The 16,211-nt window shown below is 71.3% G+C and carries 18 protein-coding genes; 9 read left to right on the forward strand and 9 right to left on the reverse strand.

Annotated elements, in window-relative coordinates; genetic code table 11:
• Window positions 1–4: 4 nt before the first annotated feature.
• Together ASG52_RS02995 and ASG52_RS03000 are read right to left on the reverse strand one after the other, a co-directional pair.
• Window positions 5–394, reverse strand: a complete 390-nt coding sequence (locus ASG52_RS02995) for a helix-turn-helix domain-containing protein (protein WP_056238783.1) — start codon at window positions 392–394, stop codon at window positions 5–7.
• Between the two features lie 13 nt (window positions 395–407).
• Complete coding sequence (locus ASG52_RS03000) at window positions 408–719, reverse strand: hypothetical protein (protein WP_056238786.1); 312 nt, start codon at window positions 717–719, stop codon at window positions 408–410.
• A 122-nt stretch (window positions 720–841) separates the two neighbouring features.
• Here ASG52_RS03000 and bioB point away from each other — a divergent pair, with 122 nt between their 5' ends.
• Entirely contained in the window at window positions 842–1,867 is a 1,026-nt protein-coding gene (gene bioB / locus ASG52_RS03005; protein WP_056238787.1) for a biotin synthase BioB, read from the forward strand.
• Between the two features lie 40 nt (window positions 1,868–1,907).
• Here the strand turns inward: bioB and ASG52_RS03010 are convergent, their stop codons facing one another.
• The 4 genes from ASG52_RS03010 to mnmA all read right to left on the reverse strand — a co-directional run bounded on the left by ASG52_RS03010 (window position 1,908) and on the right by mnmA (window position 6,503).
• Entirely contained in the window at window positions 1,908–3,389 is a 1,482-nt protein-coding gene (locus ASG52_RS03010; protein ID WP_502691023.1) for a sensor histidine kinase, read from the reverse strand.
• 203 nt (window positions 3,390–3,592) lie between these two features.
• Window positions 3,593–4,372: a TVP38/TMEM64 family protein gene (locus tag ASG52_RS03015; protein ID WP_056238791.1), complete on the reverse strand. Its 780-nt coding sequence runs from the start codon at window positions 4,370–4,372 to the stop codon at window positions 3,593–3,595.
• Window positions 4,373–4,505: 133 nt separating this feature from the next.
• The gene (locus tag ASG52_RS03020) at window positions 4,506–5,162 is read right to left on the reverse strand and encodes a class I SAM-dependent methyltransferase (protein WP_056238796.1); all 657 of its coding nucleotides are present in this window, start codon (window positions 5,160–5,162) and stop codon (window positions 4,506–4,508) included.
• 183 nt (window positions 5,163–5,345) lie between these two features.
• A complete protein-coding gene (gene mnmA / locus ASG52_RS03025; RefSeq protein ID WP_056238799.1) occupies window positions 5,346–6,503 on the reverse strand; it encodes a tRNA 2-thiouridine(34) synthase MnmA in 1,158 nt (385 codons plus the stop codon).
• A gap of 274 nt (window positions 6,504–6,777) precedes the next feature.
• On the opposite strand from mnmA, the gene ASG52_RS03030 reads away from it, so the two are divergent.
• The 3 genes from ASG52_RS03030 (at window position 6,778) to sciP (ending at window position 9,258) form a co-directional block, all read left to right on the forward strand.
• The gene (locus ASG52_RS03030) at window positions 6,778–8,169 is read left to right on the forward strand and encodes a flagellar hook-length control protein FliK (RefSeq protein ID WP_056238801.1); all 1,392 of its coding nucleotides are present in this window, start codon (window positions 6,778–6,780) and stop codon (window positions 8,167–8,169) included.
• 11 nt (window positions 8,170–8,180) lie between these two features.
• Window positions 8,181–8,852, forward strand: coding sequence for a flagellar hook assembly protein FlgD (locus tag ASG52_RS03035; RefSeq protein ID WP_056238803.1), 672 nt, complete (start codon window positions 8,181–8,183; stop codon window positions 8,850–8,852).
• 130 nt (window positions 8,853–8,982) lie between these two features.
• Window positions 8,983–9,258, forward strand: coding sequence for a CtrA inhibitor SciP (gene sciP / locus ASG52_RS03040; protein WP_056238806.1), 276 nt, complete (start codon window positions 8,983–8,985; stop codon window positions 9,256–9,258).
• A gap of 111 nt (window positions 9,259–9,369) precedes the next feature.
• Here sciP and ASG52_RS26840 read toward each other — a convergent pair whose 3' ends face one another.
• Window positions 9,370–9,534, reverse strand: a complete 165-nt coding sequence (locus ASG52_RS26840) for a hypothetical protein (RefSeq protein ID WP_156383763.1) — start codon at window positions 9,532–9,534, stop codon at window positions 9,370–9,372.
• A complete protein-coding gene (locus ASG52_RS03045; RefSeq protein ID WP_056238809.1) occupies window positions 9,531–9,782 on the reverse strand; it encodes a hypothetical protein in 252 nt (83 codons plus the stop codon). Before ASG52_RS03045 ends, ASG52_RS26840 begins: the two co-directional genes overlap by 4 nt.
• A gap of 274 nt (window positions 9,783–10,056) precedes the next feature.
• Here ASG52_RS03045 and fliF point away from each other — a divergent pair, with 274 nt between their 5' ends.
• The 5 genes from fliF (at window position 10,057) to flbD (ending at window position 15,333) form a co-directional block, all read left to right on the forward strand.
• Window positions 10,057–11,688 carry a flagellar basal-body MS-ring/collar protein FliF gene (gene fliF, locus ASG52_RS03050; RefSeq protein WP_056238813.1) on the forward strand — a complete coding sequence of 544 codons (1,632 nt, stop codon included), beginning with the start codon at window positions 10,057–10,059 and terminating at the stop codon, window positions 11,686–11,688.
• 42 nt (window positions 11,689–11,730) lie between these two features.
• Window positions 11,731–12,786 (forward strand): flagellar motor switch protein FliG, encoded by a 1,056-nt coding sequence (gene fliG / locus ASG52_RS03055; protein WP_056238816.1) that lies wholly within the window; start codon window positions 11,731–11,733, stop codon window positions 12,784–12,786.
• The gene (locus ASG52_RS03060; protein WP_056238819.1) at window positions 12,786–13,403 is read left to right on the forward strand and encodes a FliH/SctL family protein; all 618 of its coding nucleotides are present in this window, start codon (window positions 12,786–12,788) and stop codon (window positions 13,401–13,403) included. Before fliG ends, ASG52_RS03060 begins: the two co-directional genes overlap by 1 nt.
• Window positions 13,404–13,410: 7 nt before the next feature.
• A complete protein-coding gene (fliN, locus tag ASG52_RS03065) occupies window positions 13,411–13,758 on the forward strand; it encodes a flagellar motor switch protein FliN (protein ID WP_056238821.1) in 348 nt (115 codons plus the stop codon).
• A 204-nt stretch (window positions 13,759–13,962) separates the two neighbouring features.
• Complete coding sequence (flbD, locus tag ASG52_RS03070; protein ID WP_056238825.1) at window positions 13,963–15,333, forward strand: sigma-54-dependent transcriptional regulator FlbD; 1,371 nt, start codon at window positions 13,963–13,965, stop codon at window positions 15,331–15,333.
• Window positions 15,334–15,455: 122 nt separating this feature from the next.
• On the opposite strand, the gene ASG52_RS03075 is transcribed toward flbD, so the two are convergent.
• Window positions 15,456–16,166: a di-trans,poly-cis-decaprenylcistransferase gene (locus tag ASG52_RS03075; protein ID WP_056238829.1), complete on the reverse strand. Its 711-nt coding sequence runs from the start codon at window positions 16,164–16,166 to the stop codon at window positions 15,456–15,458.
• Between the last annotated feature and the right edge of the window lie 45 nt (window positions 16,167–16,211).

The following is a 16,211-nucleotide window of genomic DNA, read 5'->3' on the forward strand; positions in this document are numbered from 1 at the left end:
TTTTTTAGGACATCAGTGCGGCGTCCACCGCCGCCGGGTTCGTCGCGATCACCCGCAGCAGCACGGCGGCGGCGGGGTCGGGCCGGGTATGGCCTTGCTCCCAGCTTTGGACGGTGGCGGGATCGAGCGCGAAGCGGATCGCGAATTCCTGAATCGTCAGGTCGAGCCCCTGGCGAATTGCGCGGACATCGATGTCCGCGTCCATGATCTGCGCATGAATGCCGAGGGCGGCGAACTCGGCCTGCACATCGCGCTCGTCCGGGATCGTGAGAGCGAGAGTGACGGCGTGGCCGGCCACGATCCGGTCCATGGCGGCGTGCGCTTCGCGCAGGGATGTGCCGAGCGACTTGATGGTCTGGATCGCCGTGACGGGCTGCGGGATCGGCCCCGCCATCGACAGCCGCAGCCTAGCGAGGGAACCGGATAAGGCGGGGGGCTCGGCCGGGGTTTCGTCCCGTCGTGCGAGGGCTTCCTTGAAGGACAAGCGAGTCGGCACCGGTCACCTCCAGGATTTTCGAACCGCTCGCATTCAGGCCGCCGCGCCCGAGTGCGCCCGGTACAAGTCCCTCTACATGCGCGCTTTCGATCGTCAGAACGCCGCCCGACAGCCGCACCGCGCCGGCGAGTCGCACGACACCGGAGGGCGTCCCGATCACCACGATCATCTCGGAGCCTTCCGCCTCGTCGATGTCGATCGTGATCCGATCCGCCGTCCACATCTAGGCAAATCACCGTCCAGCGACAACGCGCGACCCCGAAGGGTTGCCGGTCAAGCATTGTACAACCGCTCACCCCACGGCAAGGCTTGATTTTTCCCCCGCCTTCGCTCTCAAAGGTGTCCATGAGCGACACCGTTGTCCCCCTCACCTCTTCCGCCGCCCCGGCCGCGATCCGGCAAGACATCCGGCATGACTGGACGCTTGCCGAAATCCAGGCGATCCACGACCTGCCGCTGCTCGATCTCGTGCATCGGGCAGGCCTCGTGCATCGGGCGCACAACGACCCGGCCGACATCCAGCGGGCGGCGCTGCTGTCGATCAAGACCGGCGGCTGCCCCGAGGATTGCGCCTATTGCCCGCAATCGGCCCACCACAAGGGCGCGAACCTGCCCCGCGAGCGGCTGATGCCGGTGGAGGCCGTGCTCAAGGAAGCCGCGGCGGCGAAAGCCAACGGGGCGCACCGCTTCTGCATGGGCGCGGCGTGGCGCAAGCCGAAGGACGGGCCGGATTTCGACGCGGTGCTGGAGATGGTGCGCGGCGTGCGCGGCCTCGGGATGGAAGCCTGCGTGACGCTCGGCATGCTGACGCAGACCCAAGCCCAGCGCCTCGCCGAGGCCGGGCTCACCTCCTACAATCACAACCTCGACACCGGCCCGGAATTCTACGGCGACATCATCTCGACGCGTACCTACGAGGACCGGCTCCAGACGCTGGAGCACGTGCGCGAAGCCGGCATCGGCGTCTGCTGCGGCGGCATCGTCGGCATGGGCGAGCGGGTGCGCGACCGCGCCGAGATGCTGCTCGTGCTCGCCAACCACGCGCCGCACCCGGAGAGCGTGCCGATCAACGCGCTGGTCGCCGTCGAGGGCACGCCCCTGGAGGATCGCCCGCCGATCGATCCGCTCGAACTCGTGCGGATGTGCGCCACCGCCCGCATCGTCATGCCGAGGGCCCGCGTACGCCTCAGCGCCGGCCGCAAGAGCCTGACCCGCGAGGCGCAGATCCTCTGCTTCCTGGCCGGCGCCAACTCGATCTTCTACGGCGAGCGCCTGCTCACCACCGCCAACAACGAGGCGGACGAGGACGCCGCCCTCCTGCGCGACATCGGCGTGCCGGTGCCGGAGGTGACGCTGGCGGCGGCGGAGTAGCGCTTGTCCCCTCCCCCTTGCGGGGAGGAGAAGGCCCGTCTCACGCCGCCTTCGCCTGCGCCGCCCGGTCCGGGACGACGATGCGGAAGCGGGCGCCGCTCGGGGTCTCGTCGAGGCATAAGGTGCCGCCGTTGAGGCGGACCAGCTCCGAGGCGATGGCGAGGCCCAGCCCCGTGCCGCCGGGGCGGGTCGAGCCCTGGAAGGCGGCGAAGAGGTTGGCCCGCGCGCGCGGCGGCACGCCGGGGCCGTTGTCCGACACCAGGATCGTGACACGGCCGGAGCCGCGGGCGCCCTCGCGAGCCCCCTCGATCTCGACATGGGCGCCCTGCGTGCGCGCGGCCGCATGGGCCTGGACCGCGTTGCGCACGAGGTTGGTCAGCGCCCGCAGGAGCTGCTCGGGATCGACGTCGATCTCCAGGTCGTCGGGCGCGCGCACGCTCACCTGCACGCCCGCGGCCGGCATCAGGCCGCCGAGATCGGTCAGCTCGTCGAGGAGTGGGGCCAGCGGCACCATGCGGCGCTGGGCGCTGGGCTCGGTCGCCCGGCCGTAGGCGAGCGTCGCCTCGCAGAAGCGGATCGCCCGGTCGAGCGTCGCGACGAGGCGCGGCGCCACGCGCTGCACCACCGGGTCGGCGACGCTCTCGAAGCGGTCGCCGAGGAGCTGGGCGGTGGTGAGCAGGTTGCGCAGCTCGTGGTTGATCTTGCTGACCGAGAGGCCGAGTTCGGCCAGCCGCCGCTTCTGGCGCAGCTCGCCGCCGAGCGCGACCTCCATCCGGGCGAGCGCCGCCTCGGCCTGACCGATCTCGTCGGTGCGCGGCGCGCAGGCCGCCGGGCGGTCGGGCCGCTCGGGATCGTCGGCGAAGGCCGCGATGTTGCGGGCGAGCCGCAGCACCGGCCGCACGATGGTCCGTTGCAGCACGAAGAAGACGAGGCCGGCGGCCAGCGTCGCGATGACGGCGCAGGCGGCGAGCAGGCGCAGCGCGAAGGCGATGAGCCGCTCGCGCAGGGGCCCCTCGTCCACGAGCACCTCGACCGCGCCGACGCCGCTGCGCCCGTTCCCGACCGCCCGGATCGGCGTGTCGGCGGGAAACAGCAGGGTGCGGAAGGCGCCGCGGATGGCGCCGGTCCAGTCCTGCTCGCGCAGGTCCACGGTCTCGGCCACAGTCTCGGGCATCGGCTCGACCGAGAGCAGGCGCCACGCCTCGCCGTCGCGCACCGCGACGGCGCGCGCGCCTAGCTCCGCCAGCAGGCGCCGAGCGAGGTCGTCGGAGACGTTGCCCTCGGGGGCGGCCCGCAGCACCAGGGCGGCGACCTGGGCCGCCGCGACACGGTCGGACAGGCGCGAGAGCCGGTAGCTCGCGAGCAGGGGGACGAAGACCAGGATCTCGGCCAGGACCACGAAGGCCACGGTGAGGAGGAACAACCGGCCGGACAGGCCCAGGCGGGACCGCGGACGGAAGCGGGTTGCTCCCCCCGTCGTCGCAGTCCCGGCCGAGGTCTCACATTGCCTATTCAAGGGCACGGGCAGGGCGGCCAAAGCCGCCGGTTCGTGCCGGTCCGTCCGCTCCGGGGTGCCAGCCCGGCGCGGAAACGGAAAGCGGGGCCGTCTCAAGCGTCACCCGTTGTTGTGGCTGTCGATCTGAGCGGCGCATCCCTCGCCCGGCCTGACCTCTGGCCGAGGCGCCCGGGGCGAGGGAGTGTGCACCACTCGCTTGTGCACAAGTATTATGCCCGGAGCGTCCGCCGCTCAAGACGTCTGCGTAGATAAACCGACAGGAGGGCGAAGGCCGCGAGCCCGGCGAGCGCGGCGATCAGGGTCGGGCTCACCAGGGAGCGCAGGTCGAGGCCGACCGCGCAGTCCGTGCCGCCCGCGTCGAGGCAGGCCGCGCGGGTCGCCTCGCGGGCGGTGAACAGCTCGTCGAGGCCGGCGCCGAGGCCGGAGAAGATGAAGGCGCCGGGCGTGAGGCCGAGCAGGGTGGCCAGGAAGAAGCTGCGGACCGACACGCCGAAGGCCGCGGGCGTGAGGTTGGTCATCCAGAACGGGAAGATCGGCAGCAGCCGCAGGGTCAGGACGTAGCCGAACCCGTCGCGGCGGAAGCCTTCGGCGAAGCGCCCGAGGCGGGGCCCGGCCCGGCGGCGGATCAAGTCGCCCGCGGCGAGCCGTCCGATCGAGAACACGATCATCGCCCCCGTGGTCGCCGAGCCGACCGAGATCAGGGCGCCGGTGAGCGTGCCGAACAGGAGGCCGGACAGGGCGGTGAGCGCCACGGTGACGGCGGGGATCGAGACGACCACACCCGAGACGAAGACGAGGGTCATGAGCCCGATCGCCCGCGCCCGATCCTCGGCGACGGCGGCCTGGAGCGAGGCGCGCGCCTCGGCGATGCGGTCGAGATCGAGCAGGCGCGCGCCGCCGGCGGCGGCGATCCCGAGGGACAGGGCCAGCAGCACAGCGAGCGGCAGCCAGCGCAGCCAAGCGCGGCGAGGACCGCCCTCCTGGCTCATCGCAAGATCATGGGATTCGAAAGGACGAGTCCTTTCGCGGGTCCAGGGCAGAGCCCTGGTTGGAAGGGAAATCGGGGCCCTGCCCCGGTACCCCGCCAAAGGGATGATCCCTTTGGGAACCCGGAATCACCCATCACCCCGGCTTGCGCATGCGGAGGATCTTGAAGAAGCCGCCGGGGAAGGTCGGGGCGAGCCCCATCACCTCGACGCCGTTGCGCCGGGCCCAGGCCTCGATGCGGGTCGCCTTGAAGTCGGAGGACCAGCCGATCTTGGTGCAGAGCGGGGCGACGATCTCCTCGACGCGGGCGACCGGGCCGTTGGACTGGCCGAAATGGTTGGCGAGCACGATGCCGCCGCCGGGGCGGACCACCCGCAGGAACTCGGTGAGCGCGGCTTCCGGGTCCGGCACCAGGGTGATGAGGAACTGCGCCACCACCGCGTCGAAGCTGGCATCGGCGTAGCCGAGGCGGCACACGTCCATGACCTGCAGGCCCTTGACGTGGGTCAGCCCGCGGCGGACGACCTTGCGGTTGGCCCGCTTGAGCATGTCCTCGGAGAGATCCACGCCGCATACGAAGCTGTCGCGCGGGTAGTAGCCGAGCGAGAGGCCGGTGCCGACGCCGGCCTCCAGCACCCGCGGCCCGTGGGCGACCGCCGCCTGGACGGCGGCGCGGGCGGCGGGCTCGGTCAGCTTGTCGTAGACGACGTCGTAGACCGGCGCCCAGCGGGCATAGGCCTTGCGCATCAGGTCGGTGGTCGGCCCGGCCTCGGGCGCCCGCTGGTTCAGCATCTCGTGCGTGACCCTTTTCTCAGATCGTCCCGTCGCGCCGCGAACCGGGCGCAAGCCGGCATGGGGCGAAGGATAGAGGTATCGGAAAACCGGATTGCGACGGGCTTTGCGCGACAGCCCGCATCAGGCCGCCTCGGCCGTTCCGGCCTGCCATTAGGCCGCCTCGGCCGTTCCGGCCTGCCATTAGGCCGCCTCGGCCGTTCCGGCCTGTAACGCGCCGATGCGGCGGATGGTGCCGCCGCCGAGCACGCGGGCGCGGGGACCGTCGTCGGCGTAGATCACGCAGGCCTGCCCCGGTGAGACGCCGTCCTCGGGTGCGGCGAGTTCGACTTCCGCGCAAGCCTCGGACGCGTTCCACGACAGACGGGCGGGGCGGGGCTCGCGGGTGGAGCGCACCCGCACGGCGACGGGCAGGTCGGCGAGGTCTTCCGGCGTGCCCTCGCCGAGCCAGTTGAGGTCGGTCAGCCGGATGCGGCGGGTGGCGAGCGCGGCGCGGGGGCCGACGACGACGCGGGCGGTCTCGGGCTCCAGCCGCACGACGTAGAGCGGCTCGCCGACCGAGAGCTTCAGCCCGCGGCGCTGGCCGACGGTGTAGTGGACGATGCCCTGGTGCTCGCCGAGCTGGCAGCCTTCGAGATCGACGATGGCGCCGGGGCGCGTCGCCTCGGGCCTGAGCTTGGCGATCACGTCGGCATAGCCGCCCCGCGGCACGAAGCAGATGTCCTGGCTGTCGGCCTTGTCGGCCACCGTCAGCCCCAACTCGCGGGCGAGCGCGCGGGTCTCGTCCTTGGGGCGCTCGCCGAGCGGGAAGCGCAGGAAGGCGAGCTGCTCGGGCGTGGTGGCGTAGAGGAAGTAGCTCTGGTCGCGGGCGGGATCGAGGGCGCGGTAGAGGGCGCGCCCTTCCCCCAATGCCGGTCGGCTCGCGACGTAGTGGCCGGTGGCGAGCGCCTCGGCGCCGAGGTCGCGGGCCATGCCGAGCAGGTCGCGGAACTTGACCGAGCGGTTGCACTCCACGCACGGGATCGGCGTCTCGCCCGACAGGTAGCTCTCGGCGAAGCGGTCGATCACCGATTCGCGGAAGCGATCCTCGTAGTCGAGGACGTAATGCGGGATGCCCAGCGTCTCGGCGACATTGCGGGCGTCGTGGATGTCGCGGCCGGCGCAGCAGGCGCCCTTGCGGTGGGTCGCGGCGCCGTGGTCGTAGAGCTGGAGCGTGACGCCGACGACGTCGTAGCCCTCGCGCTTCAGCAGCCCGGCCACCACCGAGGAATCGACGCCGCCCGACATGGCGACGACGACGCGCGTCTCGTGCGGAGGCTTCGGGAGATCGAGCGAGTTCATGGGCCGTGATGGGCCCGTGGGGGCCGTCGCGAGGGCGCGGGCGGGCTCAAGCCCGGCGCGTGTGCGGGAGTCTATAGCGATCCCGGTCCGGGTTTTCCAGGGACGCAAAGGGGGCGAAGACCGGCAAAAGCTGCCGGATGGGCGGCATTTTCGGCTGGGTCGAGGCCCGGCGATTCGGGGATCATCGAAAAATTCGCTCGATCCGGGAGGGGCTTGGCCGGTCCCGCCGGCTGGCGCGCGGCTTGCGCGGGGCCAGCCGGAACGAGGTCGAGGCATGACGGTCGCGCGCACGGACAGGAATGAGGGGACGGGCTGGGCGCCTGCGCGGCCCGCCGCGCCGACCCGCTCGGCCGGGGCCGGCGAGCGCTTCAGCCTCGCGCAGGACCGCCTCGACGCCGCACGGGCGGATGCGCGGATCGCCGCCGCACGGCAGGACCGTGGGCGCTTGGCCGATTCACGCCAAGCCGAGGCCGGGCGCGAGGCACGCCGGGCGGAGGATTCAGACCGGGCGGCCCTCGCCGAGGCGGCGGCGAAACGCGCACCGACGGCCGGGGCATCGAGCGCCGAGGCGGCGGCGCCGCGCTCCGCGGCTGCGGAGAGCGCGGCCAATGGCACCACGACGCGTCTTTCGAAGGAAACCGCGTCGCGTCCCACTGGCGGCGCCAAGGCGCGAGGCGCCGACGTGACGGGCGCCGAGCGCGATGCGGAGGGCAAGGCGTCGTCCGCGCCGGAGGGCACGAAGGCGGACGCCGTTACCGATGCAACGGGCAAGAATGCGGCTGCCGAGCGCGCGACGCAGGAGGACGAGGCCGCCACGGTCGAGCGCCCGCCCGAGGGCGTCGCCGGCCCCGTGCCGATGCCGGTTCTCGCGCCTGCGGCGGCTTCGGTCATGCCGGCTACGGGCCGGCCCGGCGCCGCGCTCTCGGCGCAGCCGGTCGCCGCGCAGGGGGGCCAAGCTGCGGCGGCCGTGCCGGTCGGCGAAGGGGCGCCCGGAGTAGGAGTAGAAGCGGCCGGCGACACGGCCGAAGCCGCCTCGGCCAAGGAGAATGCGATCGACGGCGCCGCGCTGGGCACCGGGGCCAAGGCGTTCGAGGCGGCCCTGGCCGCGGCTGCGAGCGAGGCCGGCCCCACACCCGCGGCCTCCCCCCCATCACAGAACACCGCCGCGCCGGGCGGCCCCTCGGCCACGGCGGAAACCGCGCCCAACACGCAAAGCACCCCTGCCCTGCCCGCCCCGATCCCCCTCGGCGCCGTGCCGATGACGATCGGGCTGCGCACGCTGGCCGGGGCCGCCCGCTTCGCGATCCGGCTCGATCCGATCGAACTCGGTGCGATCGAGGTCTCGCTCGATCTCGACCGGGAGGCCGGGCGGGCGCGCGCGCATCTCACCGTCGATCGGCCTGAGACCCTGGCCCTGCTCCAGCGCGACGCGGGCGCGCTTCAACAGGCGCTGGCGCAGGCCGGCTTCGAGGCATCTGAGGGCATCGGCCTGTCGCTGCGCGGTGAGGCCGGCGGCCAGAGCGACCAGAATTCCGGGCGCGAGCCCGACCGCGGCGCGCCCGGTGCCCGAGCCGGCACAGCGCCCGGCCGCGACACCGAGACCATCCTCGATCCCTCCGCCCTCCGGCGCCTGCGGGCCGTCGGCGGCCTCGACCTCCGCATCTAGGATCAATCACAATGGCCGCGGGCATCGCCAGCACCACCAGCATCGCCAACGCGACCGCCACGACCACCGCCGACACCAAGGCGATCGCGGGCAACTTCACCCAGTTCCTGACCCTGCTGACCACGCAGCTCAGGAACCAGAACCCGCTGGACCCGATGGACACCAACCAGTTCACCCAGCAGCTGGTGCAGTTCGCGGGCGTCGAGCAGCAGCTCAAGACCAACGACCAGCTCGGCACCATCCTGGCGAGCTCCAAGGCCTCCGCCGCGGCTTCGACCTCGAGCCTGATCGGCCGCTCGGTGGTCGCCGACGGCGCCACCACCGATCTGAACGGCGGCAAGGCGAGCTGGAGCCTCAACCCGGCCCGCGCCGCCGCGCGGGCGATCGTCACCATCAAGGGATCGGACGGCAACGTCGTCGCCACCAAGACGACGACGCTCAAGGCCGGCGCCCAATCCTTCGACTGGAACGGCGCCACCGCGTCGGGCCTCACCGCCAAGGACGGACAGTACACGATCACGGTGGACGCCATCGACGCCACCGGCGCCAAGGTCGCCGTCGACACCAAGGTGAGCGGCAAGGTCGATGGGGTGGACCTCAGCGGAACCGAACCGGTGCTGACGATCGGCGCGTCCCGCGTTCCGGCGTCGGCGGTGAAATCCCTCGTGGCGTCAGCCTCTTAGTGCGATGCAGCAAGTGTTTTCCACACCTGCCCCAAAACGACGAATCGCATTGTACGCACCCACTTCAAGAACTTTTAAGCGGGCGCAAGTAGCTTGGCTCTCGACAGGTCAGTCGAGTGTAGAGCGTATCATGACCGAGACCCCCCGGCCGCGTGTGAAATATGTGATAGGGCCCGACGGCAGCCCCCTGACGATCGCCGATCTTCCCCCCGTCTCCACCCGCCGTTGGGTCATCCGCCGGAAGGCCGAAGTCGTCGCCGCGGTGCGCGGCGGTCTCCTCAGCCTGGAGGAAGCCTGCCAGCGCTACACCCTCACCACCGAGGAGTTCCTAAGCTGGCAGTACTCCATCGATCAGCACGGACTCGCGGGCCTGCGCACCACGCGCATCCAGCATTACCGGCACTGATCGTTTGTCGGATCAGGCTGGTGCGAGGCTTGTCTCGCCCGGCCCGTCAGGAAGCCGCCTCGCGGAGACGCAGGGCGGCTTTTTCGCGTCAGGGAGCCGGAGGCAGGCGCCTCACGCGCGCTTCGAGGCCGCCGGGCCGAGCGGCCGGGCCTCAGCGGCGGCGCGCGCCCGGTCGAGACGTCCGGCGCTGAACCGCGCCCAGGCATAGCCCGCCAAGCCGAGGCCGATGCAGACGGCCGGCACGACCACCAGGGCGTAGGTCGTCACGCTGATCATCGCAGGTTCCTCAGCACGAGAGAGGCTGCCAGAAGTAGAACGATCCCGCCCGCGATCCAAACGAGCATGAGCGCCAGCGCCCGCTCGTCGATGGTCGTGCCCGGAGCGATCCGCATGCCGATCGTCGTGAATGGACCGATCACGCCCGTCACGGTCAGGCCTGCCGCGATGATGTTCAGGCAGGCGGCGAGCAGCTCGACCGGCTCGTTGTGGATCTGCGTTTCCCGCTCGATCTCCTCGTCATCCATCTGAAGAAATTCCTTCAAGTCATTGATCGAGTGAAGATGGTGGCGGATTGGCTTGGCATCTGTCTCAAGCCGTCACGGCAAGCGGACGTGCAGCGATCCCCGGTGCGACCTCATCGGGGCGAAGCGTGGCCGTCATGGATCGCCGTTCGAGCCGACCTGCGCAAGCGGCCCCACCTCACCCCGCATTAACCACCCGCTAACCACCACCTGGGCAATTCTTGCCGGGTGGGTGCCGGAACGGGCCTGCGCCTCCTGCCGCGGGCTGTGACCGACCGTGAAGCCGATCCTCGAACTGGTGACGAAGCTGGGCCCCGCGCGCATCGCCGCGATGGCGGCCGTGACGCTGACGCTCGTCGGCTTCTTCGCCTTCGTGATCCTGCGGGTCTCGCGCCCCGACATGGGCGTGCTGTTCTCCGACCTGTCGATGCAGGATTCCTCCGCCGTCGTGCGCGAGCTCGATGCGCGGGGCATCGCCTACGAGACCAAGGGCGACTCGGGTCAGACCGTGATGGCGCCGCGGGCCGACCTCGCCAAGCTGCGCATGGATCTGGCCGGCAAGGGCCTGCCGAGCCAGGGCGGCGTCGGCTACGAGATCTTCGACAAGGGCGACGCGTTCTCGTCCACCAGCTTCGTCCAGAACGTGAACCACCTGCGGGCGATGGAGGGCGAACTCGCCCGCTCGATCCGCGCCATCGGCCGGGTCCAGGCGGCCCGCGTCCATCTCGTCATGCCGGAGCGGCGCCTGTTCGAGCGCGACCGCGAGGCGCCGTCCGCCGCCATCGTGGTCAAGCTGATGGGCGACCTCGATCCGAGCCAGGTGCGCGCGATCCGCCATCTCGCGGCCTCGGCGGTCGAGGGCCTCAAGCCCGAGCGGGTCTCGATCGTCGACGAGCGCGGGCGGCTGCTGGCCGACGGCGCGCGCGGCGCCGAGGCCGAGGGCGCGGGCCTGATGGAGGAGCGCCAGGGCGGCATCGAGCGGCGCCTGCGTTCGCAGATCGAGGAGATCGTCGCCGGCATCGTCGGCCAGGGCCGCGCCCGGGTGCAGGTCGCCGCCGAGATGGACCTCAACCGGGTCGAGAGCCGCTCCGAGAGCTTCGATCCCGAGAGCCGCGTCGTACGCTCGACCCAGACCCGCTCCGAGAACGCGCAGACCGGGGGCGGCGAGGGGCAGGTCACCGTCGGCAACGAATTGCCCGGCGCCGGCCAGGGGCAGGGCCAGGCGGCGCAGAAGGACCAGAGCCAGAAGAACGAGGAGACCACCAACTACGAGATCTCCCGCGTCACCCGCGTCGAGACCCTGGAGGGCGGGCGCCTCAAGCGGCTCTCGGTCGCCGTCGTGGTGGACGGCGTCTACGTGCCCGGCGCCGACGGCAAGACGACCTACCAGCCCCGCCCCCCGGCCGAGATCGAGCGCATCGCCGCGCTCGTGCGCACCGCCGTCGGCTTCGACAAGGCGCGCGGCGATCAGGTCGAGGTGGTCAATCTGCGCTTCGCCGAGACCCCCGCAGCCGGCGAGTTCGCCGAGCCCGGCCTGCTCCAATCGCTCATGAGCCCGAGCAAGGAGGAGGTGATGCGCATGGTCGAACTCGCCGTGCTGAGCCTCCTCACCCTGATCGTCCTGATGGCGGTGGTGCGCCCGCTGCTCAAGCGCGTGCTCGAATCCGAGGCGCCGATGGCCGCGATCATGGGGCCCGCCGGGGCGCTGGCGCTGGCCGGCGGGGGCGAGGCCGCCGCGGGCGAGGGCGGCTCCGAGCCGGTGCGCGTCAGCAGCACCAACAAGTTCCTGGAATCGGCCAAGATCAACGGTCAGATCCAGGCCGAGACGGTCGAGCGCGTGGTCGACATGGTGCGGGCGAGCCCGACCGAGACGGTCGAGGTGCTGCGCAACTGGATCCACGATTCCTGAACGGATGAAAATGACCATCCGCCATCCGAGAGGGAGTGAATCGTGTCCGCGGGCGTAAACTTCAACGCCGCTATGGAGAGCATCGACTCGTCCGCCGCCTTCGCGCAGATGACGGGGCCGCAGCGCGCTGCCGCGCTGCTGCTGCTGCTCGGCGAGGAGGAGGGCGCGCCGATCTGGCAGCGGCTGGAGGAGGAGGAGGTCAAGATCGTCTCCCACGCGATGGTGCAGCTCGGCTCGCTCGAGGCCGGCACCGTCGAGAAGCTGATCGTCGACTTCGTCTCGCGCCTGTCGTCGGGCGGCGGCATGACCTCGAACTTCGAGCGCACCGAGTCGCTGCTGCTCAAGATCTTTCCGCCCGAGCAGGTCTCGGCGATCATGGCGGAGATCAAGGGGGCGTCGGGCAAGCGCGTCTGGGGCAGCCTCGTCCAGATCGACCCCGAGATTCTCGCGAACTTCCTGCGCAACGAGTACCCGCAGACGGTCGCCGTCGTGCTGTCGAAGGTGCGCGCCGACTACGCCGCCAAGGTGCTCACCATCCTGCCGGAAGAGTTCGCCATCGACGTGCTCAACCGGATGCTGCGGATGGAGACGGTGCAGAAGGAGGCCCTGCGCCACATCGAGGAGACCCTGCGGGTCGAGTTCGTCTCCACCATCGCCCAGACCACGCGCCGCGACGCCCACGAGCTGATGGCCGAGGTGTTCAACGCCTTCGACCGCCAGACCGAGACGCGCTTCCTCGCCGCGATCGATCAGGCCAACCGCGGCTCGGCCAAGAAGATTCGCCAGCTGATGTTCACCTTCGAGGACCTGCTCAAGCTCGATCCGGGCTCGGTCCAGACCCTGATGCGCAAGGTCGACAACGACACGCTCTGCCGCGCGCTGAAGGGTGCCGACGAGCGGGTGCGCCGCTTCTTCATGAGCCAGATGTCGAGCCGGGCCGCCAAGAACCTCACCGACGAGATGGGCTCGATGGGCCCGATCCGCCTCAAGGAGGTGGACGAGGCCCAGGCCAAGATGACCGAACTCGCCAAGGAACTGGCCGAGAAGGGTGAGATCATGATCGCCAAGAACGGTGGCGAGGAGGAGCTGGTCTACTGATGCGCGCCTCCCGCCCCTTCCTGTTCGACACCGATTTCGGCCGCGCCCGCGGCCCCTCCCCGGCGGAAGCCGAAGCGGAGGCGCGCGCCGCCGCCGACCGTGAGGCCGCCGCGGCCACGGCCCATGCCCGCGGCCTGCAGGAGGGCCGCGCCGAGGCCGCCGCCCAGGGGCAGGCGCGGCTGGCCGACGCGCTGACCCGCGTTGGCCTCGCCGCCGCCGGGCTGATCCACCAGTCGGATGCCCGCGACGCCGAGCGCGAGGCGCAGGCCCTGGCCTTCGCCTCGGCGCTCGCCAAGCGCATCGCGGGCGAGGCCCTGGACGCGCGCCCGCTCGCGGGCGTCGAGGAGGCGGCCCGCGCCGCTTTGCGCCATCTGCGCGGCGTGCCCCATCTCGTGTTGCGCCTGAACGAAAGCTTGGTCGAAGAGGCCGAGACGCTGATGCGCCGGCTCGCCCGCGAGCACGGCTTCGAGGGCCGCCTCGTCGTGCTCGGCGAGCCCGACATGCCGCCGGGCGACGCCCGCCTCGAATGGGCCGACGGCGGCGTGGTCCGCGAGCGCGCCCGCATCGAGGCCGCCGTCACCGAGGCCCTGACGCCTTGCCTTCCTTCCGAGATCTGAGGCTCCGATGTCCCGCGACGATTTCAGCCTGCCCCAGCTCAGCGACACCGACCTCGCCTACGACGAGGGCGGCCCCGGTTCGGTGCGCGATGTGCCGACAGCGCCGAAAAGTGCTGCCGACCTGGAGCAGGTCTTCGACGTGCCGGTGGTGGTCTCGGCGGTGCTCGGCTCCTCGCGCATGCCGATCGGCGACCTGCTGCGGCTCGGCCCCGGCGCCGTGCTGGAGCTCGACCGCAAGGTCGGCGAGGCCATCGACATCTTCGTCAACAACCGCCTCGTCGCCCGCGGCGAGGTCGTCCTCGTCGAGGAACGCCTCGGCGTCACCATGACCGAGATCATCAAGAACGATCACTAGCCGCTTCGATCGACGCTTTTCCTATCCAACCCCCTCATCCTGAGGTGCCGGAGCGAAGCGGAGGCCTCGAAGGAGGGCTCCAGGGATCGCGCGGCCTCTGGAGCCCTCCTTCGAGGCTGCTGCGCAGCACCTCAGGATGAGGGGAGCGGGTGGGAAGGGGCGATCCGAACGGACGTCACGAAAAAAAGTTCTGGAGAACCCACCATGCGGCTCCTCATCGTCGGACGGCTCTCGAGCGAGCTGGTCACCGCCTCGAAGATCGCCATGCACCGCGGCGCCTCGGTGACCCATGCCGAGGGCATCGAGCAGGGGCTCGCGGTGCTGCGCGCCAAGGGCGGCGACCTCGTCATGGCCGATGTCGGGCTCGACATCGCCCGGCTCGTGCGGGCGCTGGCCGAGGAGCGCATCCGCACCCCCGTGGTCGCCTGCGGCATCGCCTCGGACGCCCGCGCCGCGGTCGCCGCGATCCAGGCCGGCGCCAAGGAATACATCCCCCTCCCCCCGGACCCGGAGCTGATCGCCGCGGTGCTGGAGGCGGTGGCGGCGGACGCGCGCAGCTTCGTCTGGCGCGATCCGTCGATGGAGCGGGTGGTGAAGCTCGCCGAGCAGGTCGCCCGCTCGGAGGCCTCGGTGCTTATCACCGGCGAGAGCGGCACCGGCAAGGAGGTGCTGGCCCGCCACGTGCACGCCAAGTCGAACCGCGGCAGCCGGCCCTTCGTCTGCGTCAATTGCGCGGCGATCCCCGAGGCCCTGCTCGAATCCGAGCTGTTCGGCCACGAGAAGGGCGCCTTCACCGGCGCGGTGGCCCGGCGCATCGGCCGGTTCGAGGAGGCCAACGGCGGCACGCTGCTCCTCGACGAGATTTCCGAGATGGACGTGCGGCTGCAATCCAAGCTCCTGCGCGCCCTGCAGGAGCGGGTGATCGACCGGGTCGGCGGCGCCGCGCCGGTCAAGGTCGATATCCGCGTGCTCGCGACCTCGAACCGCAACCTCGCCGAGGAGGTCAAGAAGGGCACCTTTCGCGAGGACCTGTTCTACCGCCTCAACGTCGTCCACCTGCGCCTGCCGCCGCTGCGCGAGCGCCCCGCCGACATCCTGGAACTCGCGGCCCACTTCGCCCGCAAATACGCCGAGATCAACGGCGTGCCGGTGCGCGCGCTCGCCCGCGAGGCGCAAGGCCTCGTCGCCCGCAACCCGTGGCGCGGCAACGTGCGCGAACTCGAGAACACGATCCACCGCGCCGTGCTGCTCGCCCAAGGCGCCGAGATCGGCCCCGACGCGATCCTGAGCCCGGAGGGCGAGTCGCTGAGCCCGCCCGCCCCGTCTGGTCCGGTCGAGCGCGCGGCGAGCCTGGCGGAAGCCGCCACCCGCGGCCTCGTCGGCCGCACCGTGGCCGACGTCGAGCGCGACCTGATCCTCGACACCCTCGACCACTGCCTGGGCAACCGCACGCACGCCGCCCGCATCCTCGGCATCTCGATCCGCACGCTGCGTAACAAGCTCAACGAGTATGTGGATGCCGGGGTGCAGGTGGCCGAGCCCGGCGGCGTGCGGGCGATGGCGGCCTACGGCTGAGTCCCGGTTTCGAAAGGACCGAGTCCTTTCGTGGGTCCAGGGCAAAGCCCTGGTCGGCGAAGCCATCATGGGGCTCCGCCCCAAACCCCGCCAAAGGGATGATCCCTTTGGGAACCCGGACTTTACGCCGCCTCCGGCACCCGCGGCGCGTTCAGGCCCCCGAACCGCCGATCCCGCGCGGTGAAATCGCTCACCGCCGCCGCCAGATCCGCCTCCCCGAAATCCGGCCACATCCGGTCGGTGAAGTGCAGTTCGGCATAGGCCGCCTCCCACAGGAGGAAGTCGGACAAGCGCTTCTCGCCGCCGGTGCGGATCAGCAGATCGACGTCGCCGGCCTCGCCCAGGGCGCCGCTCATCGCCTCGCGGGACAAACCGTCCGGGCCGAGCCGGGCGGCGGCCGAGAGGATCGCGTCGCGGGAGGAGTAGTCGACGGCGATGCGCAGGCTCAGCCGGGTGCCGGCGGCGGTGGCGGCCTCGGCCCGCTCGATCGCCTGGGGGATGCCGTCGGGCAGGCGGTCGCGGCGGCCGATCACGGTCAGCCGCGTGCCGGTGCGGGCCAGTCGGTCGGTCTCGCTGCGGAGATAGGCACGCAGCAGGCGCATCAGCCCGCCGACCTCGTCGGCTGGGCGGCGCCAGTTGTCGGCGGAGAAGGCGTAGAGTGTCAGCGTCCCGATGCCGAGATCGGAGGCGGCCTCCGCCACCCGCTGGATCGTCTTGACGCCGGCCCGGTGCCCCGCCCCGCGCGGCAGGCCGCGGGCGCTGGCCCAGCGGCCGTTGCCGTCCATGATGATGGCGGCGTGGAGCTTCGATCTGCGGTCGAAATTGCTTTGCATCGTAAAGCTCCCGGACGAAATCGAAGACGAGAACGGACAATCGCG

Origin of the sequence: Methylobacterium sp. Leaf456 (assembly GCF_001425465.1) — a bacterium.
Classification (GTDB): domain Bacteria; phylum Pseudomonadota; class Alphaproteobacteria; order Rhizobiales; family Beijerinckiaceae; genus Methylobacterium.

Coding starts and splice junctions, on each gene's coding strand:
- ASG52_RS26840 (WP_156383763.1), bottom strand. CDS start 9,534: ATGATCAGCGTGACGACCTACGCCCTGGTGGTCGTGCCGGCCGTCTGC.
- ASG52_RS02995 (WP_056238783.1), bottom strand. CDS start 394: ATGGCGGGGCCGATCCCGCAGCCCGTCACGGCGATCCAGACCATCAAG.
- ASG52_RS03035 (WP_056238803.1), top strand. CDS start 8,181: ATGGCCGCGGGCATCGCCAGCACCACCAGCATCGCCAACGCGACCGCC.
- bioB (WP_056238787.1), top strand. CDS start 842: ATGAGCGACACCGTTGTCCCCCTCACCTCTTCCGCCGCCCCGGCCGCG.
- ASG52_RS03000 (WP_056238786.1), bottom strand. CDS start 719: ATGTGGACGGCGGATCGGATCACGATCGACATCGACGAGGCGGAAGGC.
- mnmA (WP_056238799.1), bottom strand. CDS start 6,503: ATGAACTCGCTCGATCTCCCGAAGCCTCCGCACGAGACGCGCGTCGTC.
- ASG52_RS03075 (WP_056238829.1), bottom strand. CDS start 16,166: ATGCAAAGCAATTTCGACCGCAGATCGAAGCTCCACGCCGCCATCATC.
- ASG52_RS03015 (WP_056238791.1), bottom strand. CDS start 4,372: ATGAGCCAGGAGGGCGGTCCTCGCCGCGCTTGGCTGCGCTGGCTGCCG.
- fliN (WP_056238821.1), top strand. CDS start 13,411: ATGTCCCGCGACGATTTCAGCCTGCCCCAGCTCAGCGACACCGACCTC.
- ASG52_RS03020 (WP_056238796.1), bottom strand. CDS start 5,162: ATGCTGAACCAGCGGGCGCCCGAGGCCGGGCCGACCACCGACCTGATG.
- ASG52_RS03060 (WP_056238819.1), top strand. CDS start 12,786: ATGCGCGCCTCCCGCCCCTTCCTGTTCGACACCGATTTCGGCCGCGCC.
- sciP (WP_056238806.1), top strand. CDS start 8,983: ATGACCGAGACCCCCCGGCCGCGTGTGAAATATGTGATAGGGCCCGAC.
- ASG52_RS03030 (WP_056238801.1), top strand. CDS start 6,778: ATGACGGTCGCGCGCACGGACAGGAATGAGGGGACGGGCTGGGCGCCT.
- ASG52_RS03045 (WP_056238809.1), bottom strand. CDS start 9,782: ATGGATGACGAGGAGATCGAGCGGGAAACGCAGATCCACAACGAGCCG.
- flbD (WP_056238825.1), top strand. CDS start 13,963: ATGCGGCTCCTCATCGTCGGACGGCTCTCGAGCGAGCTGGTCACCGCC.